General features: G+C 38.1%; 13 protein-coding genes. 6 read left to right on the top strand and 7 right to left on the bottom strand.

Annotated features, from left to right (window positions below; genetic code table 11):
- Positions 1 to 2: 2 nt before the first annotated feature.
- The 5 genes from FORMB_RS04650 (at position 3) to rlmN (ending at position 5,915) form a co-directional block, all read left to right on the top strand.
- Positions 3 to 2,024, top strand: a complete 2,022-nt coding sequence (locus FORMB_RS04650; protein ID WP_069676345.1) for a DUF3857 domain-containing protein — start codon at positions 3 to 5, stop codon at positions 2,022 to 2,024.
- The gene (locus FORMB_RS04645) at positions 2,025 to 2,351 is read left to right on the top strand and encodes a nucleotide pyrophosphohydrolase (protein WP_069676344.1); all 327 of its coding nucleotides are present in this window, start codon (positions 2,025 to 2,027) and stop codon (positions 2,349 to 2,351) included. It abuts the gene before it with no gap.
- A 3-nt stretch (positions 2,352 to 2,354) separates the two neighbouring features.
- Positions 2,355 to 3,587 (top strand): 3-phosphoshikimate 1-carboxyvinyltransferase, encoded by a 1,233-nt coding sequence (locus tag FORMB_RS04640; protein ID WP_069676343.1) that lies wholly within the window; start codon positions 2,355 to 2,357, stop codon positions 3,585 to 3,587.
- Between the two features lie 67 nt (positions 3,588 to 3,654).
- Complete coding sequence (queA, locus tag FORMB_RS04635; protein WP_069676342.1) at positions 3,655 to 4,704, top strand: tRNA preQ1(34) S-adenosylmethionine ribosyltransferase-isomerase QueA; 1,050 nt, start codon at positions 3,655 to 3,657, stop codon at positions 4,702 to 4,704.
- 170 nt (positions 4,705 to 4,874) lie between these two features.
- Positions 4,875 to 5,915 (top strand): 23S rRNA (adenine(2503)-C(2))-methyltransferase RlmN, encoded by a 1,041-nt coding sequence (rlmN, locus tag FORMB_RS04630; RefSeq protein ID WP_069676341.1) that lies wholly within the window; start codon positions 4,875 to 4,877, stop codon positions 5,913 to 5,915.
- 18 nt (positions 5,916 to 5,933) lie between these two features.
- Here rlmN and FORMB_RS04625 read toward each other — a convergent pair whose 3' ends face one another.
- Genes FORMB_RS04625 through FORMB_RS04615 form a run of 3 tightly spaced genes read right to left on the bottom strand, consistent with a single transcriptional unit; the run spans position 5,934 to position 8,716 of the window.
- On the bottom strand, positions 5,934 to 6,971 hold the full coding sequence (locus tag FORMB_RS04625; RefSeq protein ID WP_069676340.1) for an aldo/keto reductase: 1,038 nt from the start codon (positions 6,969 to 6,971) through the stop codon (positions 5,934 to 5,936).
- Positions 6,971 to 7,930, bottom strand: a complete 960-nt coding sequence (locus tag FORMB_RS04620; RefSeq protein ID WP_069676339.1) for an OmpA/MotB family protein — start codon at positions 7,928 to 7,930, stop codon at positions 6,971 to 6,973. The genes FORMB_RS04625 and FORMB_RS04620 overlap by 1 nt, the downstream gene beginning before the upstream one ends.
- A 24-nt stretch (positions 7,931 to 7,954) precedes the next feature.
- Positions 7,955 to 8,716 (bottom strand): exodeoxyribonuclease III, encoded by a 762-nt coding sequence (locus FORMB_RS04615; RefSeq protein WP_069676338.1) that lies wholly within the window; start codon positions 8,714 to 8,716, stop codon positions 7,955 to 7,957.
- Between the two features lie 119 nt (positions 8,717 to 8,835).
- Between FORMB_RS04615 and FORMB_RS04610 the strand changes: the two genes are divergently transcribed.
- Complete coding sequence (locus tag FORMB_RS04610) at positions 8,836 to 12,273, top strand: hypothetical protein (protein WP_335583331.1); 3,438 nt, start codon at positions 8,836 to 8,838, stop codon at positions 12,271 to 12,273.
- Between the two features lie 335 nt (positions 12,274 to 12,608).
- On the opposite strand, the gene FORMB_RS04605 is transcribed toward FORMB_RS04610, so the two are convergent.
- The 4 genes from FORMB_RS04605 to FORMB_RS04590 all read right to left on the bottom strand — a co-directional run bounded on the left by FORMB_RS04605 (position 12,609) and on the right by FORMB_RS04590 (position 18,088).
- Positions 12,609 to 12,947 (bottom strand): hypothetical protein, encoded by a 339-nt coding sequence (locus tag FORMB_RS04605; protein ID WP_069676336.1) that lies wholly within the window; start codon positions 12,945 to 12,947, stop codon positions 12,609 to 12,611.
- A 327-nt stretch (positions 12,948 to 13,274) separates the two neighbouring features.
- A complete protein-coding gene (locus tag FORMB_RS04600) occupies positions 13,275 to 13,643 on the bottom strand; it encodes a hypothetical protein (protein ID WP_069676335.1) in 369 nt (122 codons plus the stop codon).
- A 183-nt stretch (positions 13,644 to 13,826) separates the two neighbouring features.
- On the bottom strand, positions 13,827 to 17,426 hold the full coding sequence (locus FORMB_RS04595) for a T9SS type B sorting domain-containing protein (protein ID WP_069676334.1): 3,600 nt from the start codon (positions 17,424 to 17,426) through the stop codon (positions 13,827 to 13,829).
- A 92-nt stretch (positions 17,427 to 17,518) separates the two neighbouring features.
- Positions 17,519 to 18,088 (bottom strand): lectin-like domain-containing protein, encoded by a 570-nt coding sequence (locus tag FORMB_RS04590; RefSeq protein WP_069676333.1) that lies wholly within the window; start codon positions 18,086 to 18,088, stop codon positions 17,519 to 17,521.
- Positions 18,089 to 18,140: the final 52 nt, after the last annotated feature.

The following is an 18,140-nucleotide window of genomic DNA, read 5'->3' as shown; positions in this document are numbered from 1 at the left end:
AAATGAAAACCCCAGCCATCCTATTAGTTGTGTTATTTGTATGTCAAATAACAACTTCACAAAATTATAAATTTGGAAAAATTTCAAAAGAAGAACTCCAAGAAAAATTTAATCCATTAGATTCGTCGGCAAGCGCCACTTATTTATATAAATATCGAAAAACATTTTTCGAGTATAATCAAAGTACCGGTTTTGAGCTAGTAACAGAAGTGCACGAACGTGTCAAAATCTACAACCAAGAAGGATTTAATTATGCTACAAAAGCCATAAGTCTTTACAAAAGCAGTTCAAGTCAAGAGAAAGTAACGGGTTTAAAAGCCTACACCTACAATTTAACTGACGGTAAAATGGAAGGTGTTAAACTCAAAAAAAGCGGTATTTTTAAAACAGAAAAATCAAAATTCCGTAAAGAAACAAAATTCACAATGCCCAATATTAAAGAAGGTTCGATTGTGGAGTATGAATACAAAATACGATCTCCTTTTTATCAAAATATAGATGAATTTCAATTTCAGCACGCCATCCCAATAAAAAAATTAGAAGCTGAGTTTCAAGCTCCAGAGTATTATAATTTTAAAATGAACTTGAAAGGCTTTTTGCCAATCACTCCTAAAACAGAAAAACGAAGTGATAAAATTTCATTTAGAAATAAACACAGATCTGAAGCTAAGGGATCTGTAACTCCACATACATCAACAACTTATAGCTATTCTGATTTAGAGTTTACAAAAACAGTATCCACATATAATCTAGAAAACATTCCTGCTTTAAAAGAAGAGCCTCACGTAAACAATATTGATAATTACAGATCTTCAGTTAAATATGAACTATCCTATGTGAAATTACCCAACTCCCCAATAAAACATTACTCTACAACATGGGAAGATGTGGTTCAAACCATATATAAAAGTTCTAATTTTGGCGCAGAATTAAATAAATCTGGGTATTATAAAAATGATATAGATGCGCTTATAAGCACGGTTTCAGATCCTAGTAAAAAAATAGCATTAATTTTCGATTTTGTCAAATCCAAAGTAAAATGGAATGAATATTATGGTAAATACACCAGCGATGGTGTTAAAAAAGCATACAAAGAACAGGTAGGTAATGTGGCCGAAATTAATTTAATGTTAACCTCAATGCTACGTTATGCAGGATTAGACGCAAACCCCGTTTTGGTAAGCACTAGAGATAATGGAATTCCACTATTTCCAACGAGAGAAGGCTATAATTATGTTATTTCGTGCGTGGAGTTGCCAACGGGTAAGGTTTTATTAGATGCGACTAATAAATATGGTTCTCCAAACATTTTACCTTATACAGCTTTAAATTGGGAAGGAAGAATTATTAAAAAAAATGGAACATCGAGTTTAATTAATTTATATCCTAAAGAAAACTCAAAAAGAACCACTTTAATGCTTGTCAATTTATCTGAAGATGGAAGTATAAAGGGAAGCATCCGAAGCGTGAAAACAAATCACTCAGCCCTATCTTACAGAAACAGATATAATAATACAGATGAAAACGATTTTCTAGAGAAGTTAGAAAACAAGTATGATGGTTTAGAAGGTTCAGATTTTAAAGTAAATAACTTAGTTGATTTGACAAAACCTATTATAGAAATTTATAAATTTGCTATAGATAATCAAGCGGATATTATAGGCGATAAAATATATTTTTCTCCTTTATTCTTTTTAAAATCGAAAGAAAATCCATTTAAATTAGAAAAAAGAGAATTCCCAGTAGATTTCGGGTATCCATCTACTAGCTTATATAGATTGACTATCAGTTTGCCAGAAGGTTATAAAGTAGAGTCATTACCAAAAGCAGAAGCTTTTGCTTTGCCTGAAAACTTTGGGTTATTTAAATATAATTTATCTCACAACGAATCAGCAATACAATTAGTAATAGAGTCTAAAATAAACACCCCAATTATATCTTCTATGCATTATGACACATTAAAAGCGTATTTTAACAAGCTAATAGAAAAAGAAAACGAACAAATAGTTTTAACGAAAAAATAAATGGACCTTCAACACGCACAAAAAACAGTCGATACTTGGATCAAAGCACACGGTGTTCGCTATTTTAACGAACTCACTAATATGGCACAACTCACTGAAGAAGTGGGCGAAGTGGCGCGCATCATCTCAAGACGTTACGGCGAGCAAAGCGAAAAAGAAAGTGATAAAAATAAAGATTTGGGTGAAGAATTAGCAGATGTTTTATTCGTTGTTCTTTGTTTAGCCAATCAAACTGGTGTAAATTTGCAAGAAGCTTTTGATAAAAAGCTAGAGATAAAAACCAAACGGGATCATAACCGTCATCATAGCAACGAAAAACTAAAATAGATTTTGCATCTTTTCCTTCAAAATTCAAGCATCAACCCAAGTACCGATATTACGATTACAGGGTCCAAAAGTGAGTCGAACCGACTGTTATTATTAAAAGCACTTTTTAAAAATTTAGAAATTCAGAATGTCTCCAATTCTGATGACAGTCAGTACATGCTCAAAGCATTGGATTCTGATAATCCCATTGTTGACATTCATCATGCGGGTACAGCCATGCGTTTTTTGACCGCCTATTTTGCGACTTTAGACGGTAAAACGACTTTGCTAACGGGTTCTCAAAGAATGCAAGAACGTCCGATCAAAATTCTAGTCGATACTTTAAGAGCATTGGGTGCAGACATTGAGTATGACAAAGAAGAAGGATTTCCACCCTTGCGAATCACAGGAAAAACCTTGCTCAAGGACGAAGTCCGAATGAAAGCGAATGTCAGCAGTCAGTACATCTCCGCATTATTGCTGATGGCTACCAAGCTTAAAAATGGATTGACATTACACCTTGAGGGGAAAATCACTTCGGTTCCTTACATTAAAATGACCCTTTCATTATTGGATCAACTCGGAGTTGAAACCAGTTTTGAAGGTCAAGTGATCCGAGTAAAACCCTATTTAGACACCGTTTCAAAAACATTTACTGTAGAGTCCGACTGGTCGTCGGCCTCCTATTTTTATAGCATTGTTGCCTTGAGTCCAGTAGGGACTCAAATAAATTTAAGTACTTACAAAAAAGACAGTTTACAAGGCGATGCGGTATTGCAGGAAATTTACACGCATTTGGGCGTTCAAACAACTTTTGAAGGCTCTAAAATCAACTTAAAAAAAATCAACACCAATGTGCCAGACAGCTTGGATTTAGATTTAGCCAATGCGCCTGACATCGCACAAACGATTGTCGTAACATGTTTAGGGCTTCAGGTGAAGTGCAATCTCACAGGCTTGCATACCCTCAAAATTAAAGAAACCGACCGTTTGGAAGCGTTGAAAAATGAGATCTATAAATTCGGAACTTCAATTGATATTACGGATGACAGTTTACATCTTTCGGATTCCAAGCTCTTAACATCGGGGCCCGTTGTAGAAACCTATAACGATCACCGCATGGCAATGGCCTTTGCACCCTTAGCACTTAGAACAGAATTCTCTATAAAAGAAGCAGAAGTGGTTTCAAAATCCTTCCCTGATTTTTGGAACAATTTAGCAGAATTAGGTTTCAATACCTCCGTATCCGAAAAATAAAGGTTCAAATACTTGACAACGCCTATTTTGAGGTTGTATATTCGCAGCTCGACATTAAAAACCAAGCATGAAATTATCGCATTTTAACTTTGAATTACCAGACGAATTATTAGCAGAATATCCTGCCGAAAACAGAGATGAGTCGCGACTCATGGTCTTAAATCGGAAAGAGCAAACCATCGAACATAAAATGTTTAAAGATATTATTGATTATTTCGATGAGGATGATGTTATGATTCTTAATGACACCAAAGTATTCCCAGCACGTTTGTTTGGAAATAAAGAAAAAACAGGGGCTCGAATTGAGGTTTTTCTTCTTAGAGAACTGAATGCAGAACAACGTTTGTGGGATGTATTAGTTGATCCAGCTCGAAAAATCAGAATTGGGAATAAACTCTATTTTGGAGAAGATGAATCCCTAGTTGCTGAGGTCATTGATAACACAACTTCAAGAGGACGTACCCTTCGTTTTTTATATGACGGGTCTTATGAAGAATTCAGAAAAAAATTAACAGAGCTTGGTCAAACACCTTTGCCAAAATACATCAACAGAGAAGTTGAGCCAGAAGACGAAGAGCGTTACCAAACAATTTATGCTAAAAATGAAGGTGCAGTTGCGGCGCCAACCGCAGGACTCCATTTTTCTAAGCATCTATTGAAGCGTTTAGAAATCAAAGGAATTAACTTTGCAGAAGTCACTTTACATGTTGGATTGGGAACTTTTAATTCTGTTGAAGTAGAAGATCTATCCAAGCATAAAATGGACAGTGAAGAAATTATTATACCAGCTTCAACCGCAACGACCATCAATAAAGCATTGGTTGAAAAACGTCGCATTTGCGCTGTTGGAACCACTGCCATGCGTACGATTGAAAGTTCGGTATCTTCTAAAGGCAACTTAAATGAATTTGCAGGATGGACGAATAAATTCATCTTTCCTCCTTTTGAGTTTTCAATTGCGAACTGTATGATCACAAATTTTCATACACCAAAATCAACACTTTTAATGATGACGGCCGCTTTTGGAGGTCATGATTTTATAAAGAGAGCCTACGAAGAAGCAGTGAAAGAAAAATATAAATTCTATAGCTATGGTGATGCCATGCTGATCATTTAATTAAAAATTATGAGGCTGTCTGGAAAGTAAATAAACTTGTCATTCTGAACTTGTTTCAGAATCTCAGAGTATTGGAAATCAATTTTTTTTAGAATCTGAAACAAGTTCAGATTGACAAAACAAAGTCTTTCCAGACAGCCTCTTTTTAGGTATCAATTGTTTTGTCCAATATGAATTCCACCAAAAAAGACATACGCGCATTATCAAAAGAGGAGTTAAGAACCTTTTTTGCTACGCATGGAGATCAAGCTTTTAGAGGTACTCAGGTTTATGAGTGGCTTTGGCAAAAGGGCGCGCATCACTTTGAAGATATGACCAATTTGTCTAAAGCCACCCGTCAGATGTTGGATGAAAATTTCAGCATCAACCATATCGAGGTGGATTCTATGCAGCGAAGCTCAGATGGAACCATCAAAAATGGCATTCGTCTCCACGATGGAATGATTGTAGAATCCGTACTGATTCCAACTGCCAAACGTTCTACCGCTTGTGTATCTTCTCAAGTTGGTTGTAGTCTTGACTGTAAATTTTGCGCAACTTCGCGTCTTAAACGCATGCGAAATCTCAACCCCGATGAGATTTACGACCAAGTGGTAGCCATTGATAAACAAAGTAAATTATACCACAACCGTCCACTTTCTAATATTGTTTTTATGGGGATGGGGGAACCGTTAATGAATTACAATAACGTGCTTAAAGCGATTGATAAAATCACTTCCAAAGAAGGATTGGGCATGTCACCAAAACGTATTGTTGTGTCCACTTCTGGAGTTCCAAAAATGATTAGAAAAATGGCAGACGATCAGGTGAAGTTTAACTTAGCCGTTTCACTCCATTCAGCCATTGACAGCGTTCGTACTTCTATTATGCCATTCAACGAAACCTTTCCTTTGAAAGATTTACGTGAAGCGCTTCAACATTGGTATGCGGCGACCAACCGAATCATCACCTATGAGTATGTAGTTTGGGAAGGGATTAACGATACCAAAACAGATATTGAGGCATTGATAAAGTTTTGTCAATTTGCCCCGAGTAAAGTCAATCTTATTGAATATAACCCCATTGATGATGGCGAATTTCAACAAGCCAACGATACGGCGATCGATTTGTATGTGTCCATGCTAGAAGCCAAAAACATCACCGTGACCGTTAGACGTTCACGCGGAAAAGATATTGACGCTGCCTGCGGACAACTCGCTAATAAGGCTTAAGTTAATTTCTAAAAATTATTATGGTGCTGGATTCGGAATCGTTGCATGAATCGCATCGATACGATCTAAAGTTTCCTGCGACAATTCCGTATCAATACTCGCTATGTTTTCTTTTAGCTGCTCTAAATTTGTAGCCCCAATAATATTACTTGTCACAAAAGGTCTTTGGTTCACAAATGCCAAAGAAAGCGTTGTAAGACTGATGCCCAACTCTTTTGCGAGTTGTAAATACTGTTTGGCTGCTTCGGTGGATTGTTCACTGCTATAACGCGCAAAACGGGGGAACAACTTCAGACGTGCATTGTCTGCAGCAGTGCCCTCAATGTATTTTCCAGAAAGCACTCCAAATGCTAAAGGAGAGTAGGCTAGAAGCCCCATATTTTCTCTTAAAGATACTTCTGCCAAATCCCCTTCAAACACTCTATTCAACATTGAATAGGCATTTTGAGTGGTGCTAATCGAGATTAAATTATCTTTTCGAACTTCTTCTGCACAGCGCATGGCGCCCCAGGCTTTTTCATTCGATAAACCAATTGCTCTAATTTTACCGGCATCCACAAAGGATTTTAAAGCGTGTAGGACTTCATTAAAATTATCAACCCACGGATCGTTTGGACTGGGTTTAAAATCGCGCACGCCAAATGTATTGGTGTGACGTTCTGGCCAGTGGAGTTGATACAAGTCAATATAATCTGTTTGTAAGCGTGCCAGTTCTAATTCCAAAGCTTCCTTAATTGTGTCTGCACTAAATCCTTTGGTTCTGATATGTGCTGTATAATCGCCTGTTCCCGCAATTTTACTGGCTATTATAACCTTATCTCTAGTTTTATTTTTCTTGAGCCAAGTTCCAATATATTCACTGGTTCGTCCTTGAGTTTCAGCGGTAGCAGGCACAGGATATAGCTCTGCAGTGTCAATAAAATTGACCCCGTGATCTAACGCATAATCCATTTGTGCATGGCCTTCAGCTTCTGTATTTTGATTTCCCCAGGTCATAGAACCGAGGCATATTTTACTTACTTTAATATCGGTACTTGGAAGTTTGGTGTAGTTCATTAATCGTTATTTAAAAGCTTTGATATTTCATCTAATTTTGGTGTCAACACTACTTCAATACGTCTGTTTCTGGCTTTACCTTCGTTCGTTTCGTTGGTAGCAATTGGTGCAAATTCACCACGTCCAGCAGCGGTTAAGCTTTCGGGGTTGATCGCCTCATTTTCATTTAAAATTTGAACGATTGCTGTGGCACGTTTCGTTGATAAATCCCAGTTATTAGCAATTTGTCCCCCACTTGAAAAAGGATCATTATCCGTATGTCCTTCAATGAGTACCGCAATATCAGGGTTATCAGCTAAAACAGTTCCGAGCTGTTCAATAGCAGTACGTCCATCAGATCCAATAGCCCAACTCCCCGATTTGAAAAGTAACTTATTTTCCATGGACACATAGACTTTTCCATCGCGTTGCTCAACCGTCAGTCCTTTGCCTTCAAAAGCGGTCAGTGCATTTGAAATCGCATCTTTCAAGTCGCGCATCGCTTGGTCTTTGGAAGCGATGAGCGCTTCTAATTCTGCAATGCGTTGCGAGCGTTCTTGCATGTCGGCTTCTAATTTCAAAAGACGATTATTTTCTGCTGCCAAGGCCGTTTCTTTGGCGTCTAACTGTGCTAAAAGTTCTCTGTTTTTTTGCACATTATCAGCGATGGCTTTGGAACTATTTTGCTCTAGGGCGGTATAAGAATCATTCAGTGCATCGTATTTTTTCTGAAGCGCAGTCACATCTTGTTGCAGTTGATTGCGTTCTAAAACCGTCGCATCATATTCACTTTGCAATTGATCAAATTGATTTTGAAGTGCATTTTTATCACTTAAAACACTTTCGCTATCAGCATTTAAGGTGTCATAATCATTTTTAAGATTCGAGTATTTGCCTTCTAGTTCCTTGTATAGTTTGGAAGATACACAAGAGGTTGAGGTAAAAATAACGAGGGTTAAAATTAAAAGTCTTTTAATCATTGTATGTAATTTATAAAATTATGTTTATTGTAATTCAACTAAAACAGGACAGTGGTCACTGTGCACCGCTTCAGATAAGATAACGGCGCGTTTTAATTTTTCTTGTAATGGTTGCGAAACTAATGTATAATCCAAACGCCAGCCTTTGTTATTGGCACGCGAATTTGCACGGTAGCTCCACCAACTATAATTATCAGGTTCTGTATTAAATTCGCGAAACGCATCTACAAAACCATTGTTTAAAAATTGAGTCATCCAAGCGCGTTCTTCAGGCAGGAACCCAGATACATTTTTATTTCTCACAGGATCATGAATGTCAATGGCCTCATGACAAATATTGTAATCGCCACAAACAACAAGATTAGGAACTTCTTTTTTAAGCGTGTTTATATAACCTTGAAACAAATCCATATACTCGAGTTTGTGCTCTAAACGCGCTAAGTTTGTTCCGGAGGGCAGGTATAAACTCATCACTGAAACGCCATCAAAATCCGCACGAATGTTACGTCCTTCAAAATCCATCGACTCAATGCCTGTTCCAAACACCACATTGGTTGGTTTGGTTTTAGATAAAATAGCCACGCCGCTGTATCCTTTTTTTTGTGCACTGAACCAATAATTGTAAGCATAACCAGCCGCTTCAAAAACACTCAAATCGAGTTGGTCTTCTTGGGCTTTTATTTCCTGTAAACAGATCACGTCTGGATCGGCACTTTTTAGCCAATCTATAAACCCTTTTTTGAGCGCAGCTCGAATCCCGTTAACGTTGTAAGAAATAATTTTCATCTATTCTGATAATAATTTCAGCTAAAATAATTAATAGAGTACTTTTACCCTAAATATTTAGTCTTGTTTTAATGAAAACTATCAACAAAATATTTTAGGTTGTTTTTAGTTTAAGAGTCATGATGAAGTACTGTTTTACAATTTTACTCCTTATATCTTTTACACATTCTTGGTCTCAAGAGGTGTCGTCTCTCTATAGGACAAAAAAACTAGCGGTAAGCGGTATCCTTCAAATTGACAGTGTAAGCATTAATCCTTCTAATTTTTCTGTATCAAATTTAAAAAATGAGACTATTTCACCCTCATTATACACGATAGATTTTGAAAATGCGCTGCTCACCTTTCCTAATACTTTGGAGACAGATTCCATTGTAGTCACTTATTTAAGCTATCCGAGTTTCATCACCAAAACGTATCAAGAATTGGATGAAGGCATTATTGTGAATAGTACTGGAAATCTTCAAAAACTATACCAGTTATCCCAACCCAGCTCAAAACGGGTGGTGCTGCCATTTGATGGTTTGGTGTCTTCTGGAAGTATCTCAAGAGGGGTGACTATTGGAAACAATCAAAATTCGGTATTGAACAGTGAACTTGATTTGCAAATTAGCGGCAAGTTAAATGATAAAGTGACCTTGCGGGCGTCCATTCAAGATTCAAACATTCCCTTACAGGAAAGCGGTTACTCACAACAGTTGGATGAATTTGATCAGGTGTTTATTGAAGTTTTTAGTGAGCGTTGGGGAATCAGAGCGGGGGATATTGATTTAGAAGATACGCAGTCTTATTTCTCAAAATTTTCTAAACGGGTTCAAGGGCTTTCATTGACCACTAATTTTAAAAATGAAGATTCAGAGTTTACCGCTTTTGCCTCAGGAGCTTTGGTGCGTGGTCAATTTTCATCAAGTCAATTTGTAGGGCAAGAAGGAAATCAAGGACCTTATAAGCTTGTTGGGCCAAATAATGAGTTGTATGTTTTAGTGGTTTCTGGAAGCGAAACCGTGTATGTGAATGGAATTCCTTTGCAACGTGGCGCCACAGAGGATTATATTATTGATTATAATGCGGGGGAACTAATTTTTAATGCCACCTATCCCATCAATTCAGAAATGCGAATTACGGTCGATTATCAATACAGTGAGCGGAATTATTCTCGATTTATAGGGTATGCGGGCAGTCGTTATAAAAATAAAAAATGGACGCTGGGCGTTTCTGTTTACAATGAAAATGATCTAAAAAACCAACCGCTTCAGCAATCTCTTAATTCGGAACAAGTAGCGATTTTGTCCAATGCAGGAGATGACCAAACCCTAATGACGGCGCCTTCAGCCACTCCTGAAGCGTATAACGAAAATCGAATTTTATATCAGAAAGTTATTGATAACGGGGTGGAAGTATTTGAGTTTTCAAACAATGCTGAGGATGAATTGTACCTTGTCAATTTCACGGCGGTAGGGTCAATGCAAGGTAATTATAAGATAACAAGCTCTAATGCCATTTCAAATATTTACGAGTATGTCGCACCCATAGCTGGGATCAAACAAGGGGATTTTGAACCGATTGTGCAACTCGTTGCTCCTGTAAAATTACAAGTGGCGGTGGTGAATGGGGCTTTTAAACCCAATGAAAAAACAGCTATTGAGTTTGAATTTGCCGCCAGTAAAAATGACTTAAATTTATACTCATCGCTCGATGATGAGAATGACACAGGGGTGGCGGGTCAACTGTCTATAGACCATCAACTACTTAAAACGGCTGGAGACTGGACGTTAGATGTCACTTCCGACATCGATTATGTACAAAGTGATTTCAGAACAATCCAAAGACTCTACAGACCCGAATTCAATCGGGATTGGAATGTTGAACCCCTAACTGGAAATCAAAGTGTACCTAATCTAGGCGATCAAGTTTTTGCAGTTGCAGGTGCCAAATTTTCACATGCCCAAAAAGGAACGTTCAATTATCAATTTCAACATTTGAACTACAAAGATAATTACGAAGGGAGACGTCATGTGCTCTTTACAAAACTCAACTTGAAACGCTTTCAGTTTTACACGAATTCAAGCATCTTAGAAACGGATGGATTCAACTCGAATTCTATGTTTTATAGGTCTGATAACCGCTTGAAATACAGTTATCAAAAAGGCTGGTCGGGAGTAAAATTTTCTACGGAACACAACGAAAAAAAGGATGTTGTATTAAATCAGTTAGACCCCATCAGTCAGAAATTTCAAGCCTATGAAGTGTTTACGGGTATTGGTGATTCAACAAAGGTGTTTGTGAAACTAGGGTATATTCACAGGGTGAATGACAGTATTCAGAATAACCGCCTTGCCAAAGTGAACGCATCAGACACCTATTATTTGGATTCCAAATGGATTCAAACTCAAAACACGAATTTGAGTTTATATGCAAATTACAGGGTTTTTAAATCTACAAACGCATCCACGGCCACTCAGAAATCAATCAATTCTCGATTGCAATACAGTCAAAAGTTAGTCAATAATTTGATCCATTGGAATACACTGTTTGAAACCAATGCAGGGCGTTTGCCACAACAAGATTTTACGTATGTAGAAGTAGAACCTGGTCAGGGAAGTTTTGTCTGGTTCGATTATAATGAGAACGGTATTCAGGAATTAGAAGAATTTGAAATCGCTCAATTTCAAGATCTAGCGACTTATGTTCGTGTGTTGTTGCCCAACCAAGTTTACATTCCAACGCATCAAAATAAACTGAGTCAATCCCTGACTTTAAACCCAATTCAGTGGGCCAATTCGACCCAAGCCTCCAAACGGTTTTGGTCTCATTTTTATAACCAAACCTCTTTTTTAATCGATCGAAAGGATAAAAATAACAGTGCATCCATCCGTCTAAATCCGTTTCATTCAACGTCGGAAGATCAGTTGGCATTGCAATCGAATTTTAGAAATCAGTTGTTTTACAACAGAGGGAAGCAACATTATACGGTTTCCTACAGTTATTCGGAATCCAACGCTCGGAATGTGTTGTCATTTGGGTATGTGGAACAGGAAACGTTTAGTCATCAGCTTAATTTTTCACATATAATTCAAGAGCAGTGGTTGCTCAATTTACAAACGAACTTAGATAAAAATAAAAGTGCAAGCCAAAACTTTTCATCTAAAAATTATCAACTTAATGAAACGCTTTTGAATCCCAAACTGTCCTATTTACTGGATGATAACAAACGCTTTGATGTGTATTATCAACATCAAAAGAAAGACAATTCTATTGGAGGTTTGGAACAACTCACACAAGAGAAATATGGAGTATCGTTTACGCTAACCCAAAATCAGAAAGCCGCCATTACAGGAGAGTTTAATTATTTTTCAAATGATTTTTCTGGAAATGCCAATACGCCGGTTGCCTACCAAATGATGGAAGGCTTACAGCCTGGCACTAACTTTACGTGGTCTTTAATTGCGCAAAAAAAACTGACGAAGTTCTTAGATCTGAATATCAATTATTTTGGCAGAAAGAGTGAAACCAGTCGCACCATCCATACGGGGACTGTGCAGTTAAAAGCATATTTCTGATTATTTTGGTGTGATTTTTGTCAAAATTGGTGCAATCTAAATTTATACATTAATGAACAAATCCCTATTTCCATCCTATGATCATCACATCCAATCACATTTTCAAATACTGAACTCGTTTGGCAATCTACTCCATCTAATTGATATTCATAAGTACCACATCTACTCGATGCCATTGCTGAAATAGTTTTATTGACATTAATTCTTCCGATAGGTTTGTATCGCTAATTTTGATGGATTGTATTTATAATAATGATTTAGTTATTGTTGTTTTGCCTCTTACAGAATCTTAACATGAACTGCATAAAATAGATCGAAACTAGAACATGTAATTCCTACTGTGACCTATTCTTTTTATTTTGAAATAGTGGTATTGTAAATGTTACAAATACTCCACCCATTCCAGTTGCTAATATATCTCTTTTATCAAAAATGCCTCCTTGATAGTTATCATATACTTCTTTAGCAACGCCAGCTACAAGTGAAGTACATAAACCTGTAATTATAGCTTTAGTTTTATTATGGTACCTATGATATGACCAACTGTAACCTAACACTCCAGCAAAACTCCCAGCTGCAAAATGTAATTGTTTATCGCGTTCTTGTAGAATAAATGTTTGTCCTAACATGGAAATTCCAAACATAAAAATAATAATGTGGATTAGGTTTTTCATAGCTTAGTTTTTTAATTTTTAGTTTAAATTGATTATTTGTAACTCTAGATTTAGCGTATTTTGTTTTCTTACCCTTTACGCATTCTCTCCACTTTTTAAGTGAAATTTCCTCAATGTATTTTCTAAATTATTTAATGAAGGACTACAAACACCAATAATCCCACCATTGGAAATCGTAGGCAAAAAAGGGGTCAACTTGGGTAAATAGTAGGATTGCTTTTGTAAAAACTGTAATGGTCATTTTACCATCATTACAGCAAACACCCGGAATTGGGGTTGGGGGGTAAAGGAGTAATCTGTAGGTACTTTATTATTTGCGGCAGGAGATCAGGTGTCCCTAAAGCCATTATTTGATATGGTTGGTAAATTCAATAAAATAGTTCCTTCACAAATAGGGTTTATTGGTGTAAATGTTGGAGTAATAGTTGGATTGACGGTGATTAAAACACACTCGGTTGTGACGTCTTCACAAATGTCGGTAATGCTAACTGTAAAGGTTGTTGTGATTGTAGGAGAAAATATTGAATTTACAACAGAGAGGTAAACCTGATCAGGAGTGATTTCATAACAATTGCCTCCTAAGTCTGAGGCACTGCCAGCAGTTACGGTATTTAACTGTGCATGGGATAAAGTCTGAAAGCTTATAGCGGCAAAAACAAACAACGCTACAAGTGCTGTGTTATTACGATAAAACATCTATATATTACTTAAAAGTTTGGTTACTGCCTAATTTAGTGAATAAAATTGAATTATTCTCATAAATTTACGATTTATTTAAGAAATATGTAATTAAGTACAAAAAAATATTTTAAAAAGCAATTATTTTAGTTTCACAAAAGAATGTGACTGTCTGTTATTTAGCTTAAAAATTGACGTCTCTTAACGTCTCAAAGAAAAGTGAGATCTGTAAATCGTTTCCACTCCATTACTGTTTATATAGGTTACCACAAACCAATAGTCCGTACTGGGCAACATCTCGCCATTGAATGAGCCATCCCATGAGTCTAGACTTGGTTTAAATTCATACAATAACTTCCCGTAACGATCGGATAAACGCACCATTGCAAAAGGGTCGTCAAGAAAACATTTGATGTTCCAAGTATCGTTATAACCATCACCATTAGGTGTAAAGAATTTAGGGAACTCCATAATCGCAACTGTGGTTTCTGGCTGGATGTTACAGCTATCAACGGCATCTCTTACCGCCACCGTATGCTCATCACATCCAATTACATATTCGAAAATAGAACTGAACTGCCAATCTCCGCCATCTAATTGATACTCATAAGAACCACTTCCGCCTGATGCCGTTACGGAAATAACTTGATTCGCATCAAATTCCTCTGAAAGATTTATAGCACTAATCGTTAAAACATTTACAGGAATGACCACTACCGTCATTGTGGTTGGGTCTGCACATTCGCCTGGATCTGCTGTAAAGGTGTAAGTCGTCGTTGTGGTATTATCAACAGCAGGACTCCAAGTTCCATTAAATCCTTGATTCGATTGTGTTAGTAATGTGATCGTCTCGCCGGCACAAATAGGGTCTATTTGTGTGAACGTAGAAATGCTGTTAGGAATGACTGTAACGGTTAGGTTTGTAGGATTTGCACATTCGCCTGCATTGGGTGTAAATGTATAAATGCCAGTTGCAGTATTGTCCAGTGCAGGACTCCAAGTTCCCGCAATTCCTTGATTGGAATTTGTTGGTAAGGGTGCTAATAAATCGCCTTCACAAATGAGGTTTATAGGGTCAAAAATAGGATCTAATTTTTGGATCACTAAAATGGTCAGCGTTGCTGGGTTTGCACACAAGCCTGCATCAGGTGTAAATGTATATAAGGTAGTTATTGTATTATCAAGTGCTGGACTCCAAGTTCCGGTTACACCATTGTTAGCCGTCGTTGGTAAAGGCGCTAAAACAGTTCCAGTACAGATATCATCCACAGGGGTGAAATCAGGGTTTACTTTTTGATTCACTACAATCGTAAGGGTTGCTGGGTTGGCACATTCGTTTGGATCTGGTGTAAACGTATAGGTGGTTGTCAGCGTATTGTCAACAGCAGGCGTCCAAGTACCAATAATGCCATCGTTAGACGTGGTTGGTAAGGGTGCTAAAACGTCGCCATTACAAATGTCATTCACAGGCGTGAAGTCAGGATCTACTTTCTGATTTACCGTAATGGAGAGTGTTGTTGGGTTTGCACACTCCCACGCATTAGGCGTAAATATGTAAACAGCAGTAGCCGTATTGCTAGGTGCTTGATTCCAAGTTCCGGTAATCCCATTGTTAGATGTTGGAGGCAAGGGTGCTAAAGCTTCTCCGTTACAGATGTCGTTTATAGGCGTAAATAGGGGATCTACTGGTTCACCTACCGTAATAGTAAGCGTTGTTGGGTTTGCACATTCTCCTGGATCAGGCGTAAAGGTATATAAGGTCGTGATTGTATTGTCCAGTGCAGGACTCCAAGTTCCGTTAATACCCTCATTAGAGGTAGTTGGTAAAGGCGCTAAAACTGCACCGTTACAGATACCGCCAACAGCCATAAAGGTCGGGTCAACTCTTTGATTCACTAATATGGTAAGCGTTGCTGGGTTTGCACATTCGCCTGCATCAGGGGTAAACGTATATAAGGTTGTGATTGTATTGTCAAGCGCAGGACTCCAAGTTCCTGTGATCCCATTATTAGAGGTCGTTGGGTGTGGCACTAGAGGACCGCCACTACAGATGTCACCTATGGGGTTAAATATCGAGTCCACTTTTTGAATCACTGTAATCGTGAGCGTTGCTGGGTTTGCACATTCCCCTACATCTGGGGTAAAAGTATAAGTCGTCGTGATTGTATTGTCAAGTGTTGGACTCCAAGTCCCTGTAATACCATCGTTAGACGTGGTTGGTAAAGGCACTAAAACGTCGCCATTACAAATGTCATTAACAGGCGTAAATAGTGGATTCACTTTTTGGTTGACTACAATAGTGAGTGTTGTTGGATTTGCACATTCGGTTGGACTGGGCGTAAACGTATAAGTCGTTGTGAGTGTGTTATCAAGAGCTGGATTCCAACTTCCTGTAATGCCATTGTTAGACGTGGTTGCTAAGGGTGCTATAATGTCGCCATTACAAATATCCGCAACAGCCGTAAATAAGGGATCTACTTGATCGTTTACTGTGATGGTAAGCGTTGTTGGATTTGCACAGAGTCCTGCAGTTGGTGTAAATGTATAAGTCGTCGTTAACGTATTGTCAAGTGCAGGGGTCCAAGTTCCGTTCACTCCATTGTTTGAGATCGTTGGCAAGGGGTCTAAAGCAGCCCCATTACAGATATCGTTGATGGCTGCAAAGGTAGGGTCTGTTTTTTGATTCACTAAAATCACGAGCGTAGCCGTATTTGCACACTCGCCTGCATCAGGCGTAAAAGTATACTGTGTCGTGAGTGTATTGTTCAGTGCTGGTGTCCAAGTTCCATTCACTCCATTGTTAGATGTGGTTGGTAAAGGATTTAAAACATCCCCGTTACAAATGTCATTCACAGCTGTAAATGTAGGGTCTGTTTTTTGGATCACTGTGATGGTGAGCGTTGTTGGATTGGCACAGAGTCCTGCAGTAGGTGTAAATGTATAAAGTGTCGTAATTGTATTGTCAAGCGCTGGTGCCCAAATACCCGTAACCCCATTGTTAGAGACAATTGGCAGTTGTGCTAATGGGTCGCCATCACAAATGTCGGCAACTGCTGTAAATGTAGGGTCTGTTTTTTGGATCACTGTGATGGTGAGGTTCGCTGGGTTTGCACATTGCCCTCCATCAGGTGTAAATGTATACTCTGTCGTGATCGTATTGTCAAGAGCAGGACTCCAAGTTCCCGTAATACCATTGTTAGAAGTGGTTGGCAGTTGTGCTAAAGGGTCGCCATCACAAATGTCGGCAACAGTATTAAAGTTAGAGTCAATAAACGGATTGACTGTGATGGTTTTTGTTGCTGTAGTTGCGCATTGTCCTGCAGTTGGTGTAAATGTATAGGTTCCAGAAGTTGTATTGTCAAAGGCAGGCGACCAGCTGCCTGTAATTCCTTCTAAAGAGGTGTTGTTTAATGGGTTGGCATCTCCTACACAGAAAAGATCAACATCAACTAGAAAACTAGGAACTATATTTGGGTTGACGTTGATTGTAACATCTTCAGTTGTGACGTCCCCACACACATCGCTAATACTAACGGTATAGGTTGTTGTGGTAGTGGGTGTGAATGTTGGATTTGAAATGTTAGGGTTGCTAACGCCCGTTGTTGGACTCCAACTGTAGGAGGTCCCAGAGGGGATTAAAGCGTTTATCCATGTTACTGTTTGTCCCTCGCAAATGGTGGTATCTGGTATATTAAGGCCATCAACAAATGAAATACTGTTAAAGCAAACAAATTGTGCGTTTGTGTTTGCCCCTGTGGAGCCTGTAAAACCAAAATAATAATTGGTATAATCTCCACCCATAACGCCAGTTTGAATATACAACCCATTAATACTTAATTTTAGGTCACAATCTAAATAAAGCCTAAGTCGACTAACAGGCGCTGGTTCCCACGTCACTTTAACTTCATGGAAGGCGTCGTCTTCAATATTTGGAACAGACTGAACACTTGATATTGCAGATGTGTTGTGATTTGGATTTCCCCACCAGTTGAATGCGACGTGATCTTCATTAGGTTCAGGACGAGGATCCCCTTTTCCGCTGTTCCATAGGTGTCAAACTCAAAAATCATTGAAGGACTAATTCCTCCATATCCTATACCTTCACCTGTTGATCCTAACTCATTATTGTTATTACTCTTAAAAACAAGGGCCATACCATCTCCACCACTTTGATTAAGTCCAAAATAAGCTTGATAACTAATCGTGAAAGGATTATTAAAATTGATCGGGTGATTATACCATACTGCTCCACCTTGACCTTGGTCTGAAGTGGTTATTCGATAACAATCGTCGCCCTTACCCAAAACCCATGGGGCTAATCCATTATTTCCCATCCATACTCCTGAGCCTGGTGTACCATTTCGAATTGTATTTAAGGTTTGTGTGTGGGAAGCTGTTTGAAAACAGATAACGGTTAAAATAAACAACGCTATACGGGTCGAGGTACTAGGATTTAATATCAATATGTAAGCTTAAAATTGGTTAATCCCCCAAAGAAATGAAAAATAATCTAAT

The organism is Formosa sp. Hel1_33_131 (assembly GCF_001735745.1).
GTDB lineage: Bacteria > Bacteroidota > Bacteroidia > Flavobacteriales > Flavobacteriaceae > Hel1-33-131.
Note: the sequence above shows the minus strand (reverse complement) of the source record. Positions and strands in the feature narration are given on the sequence as shown.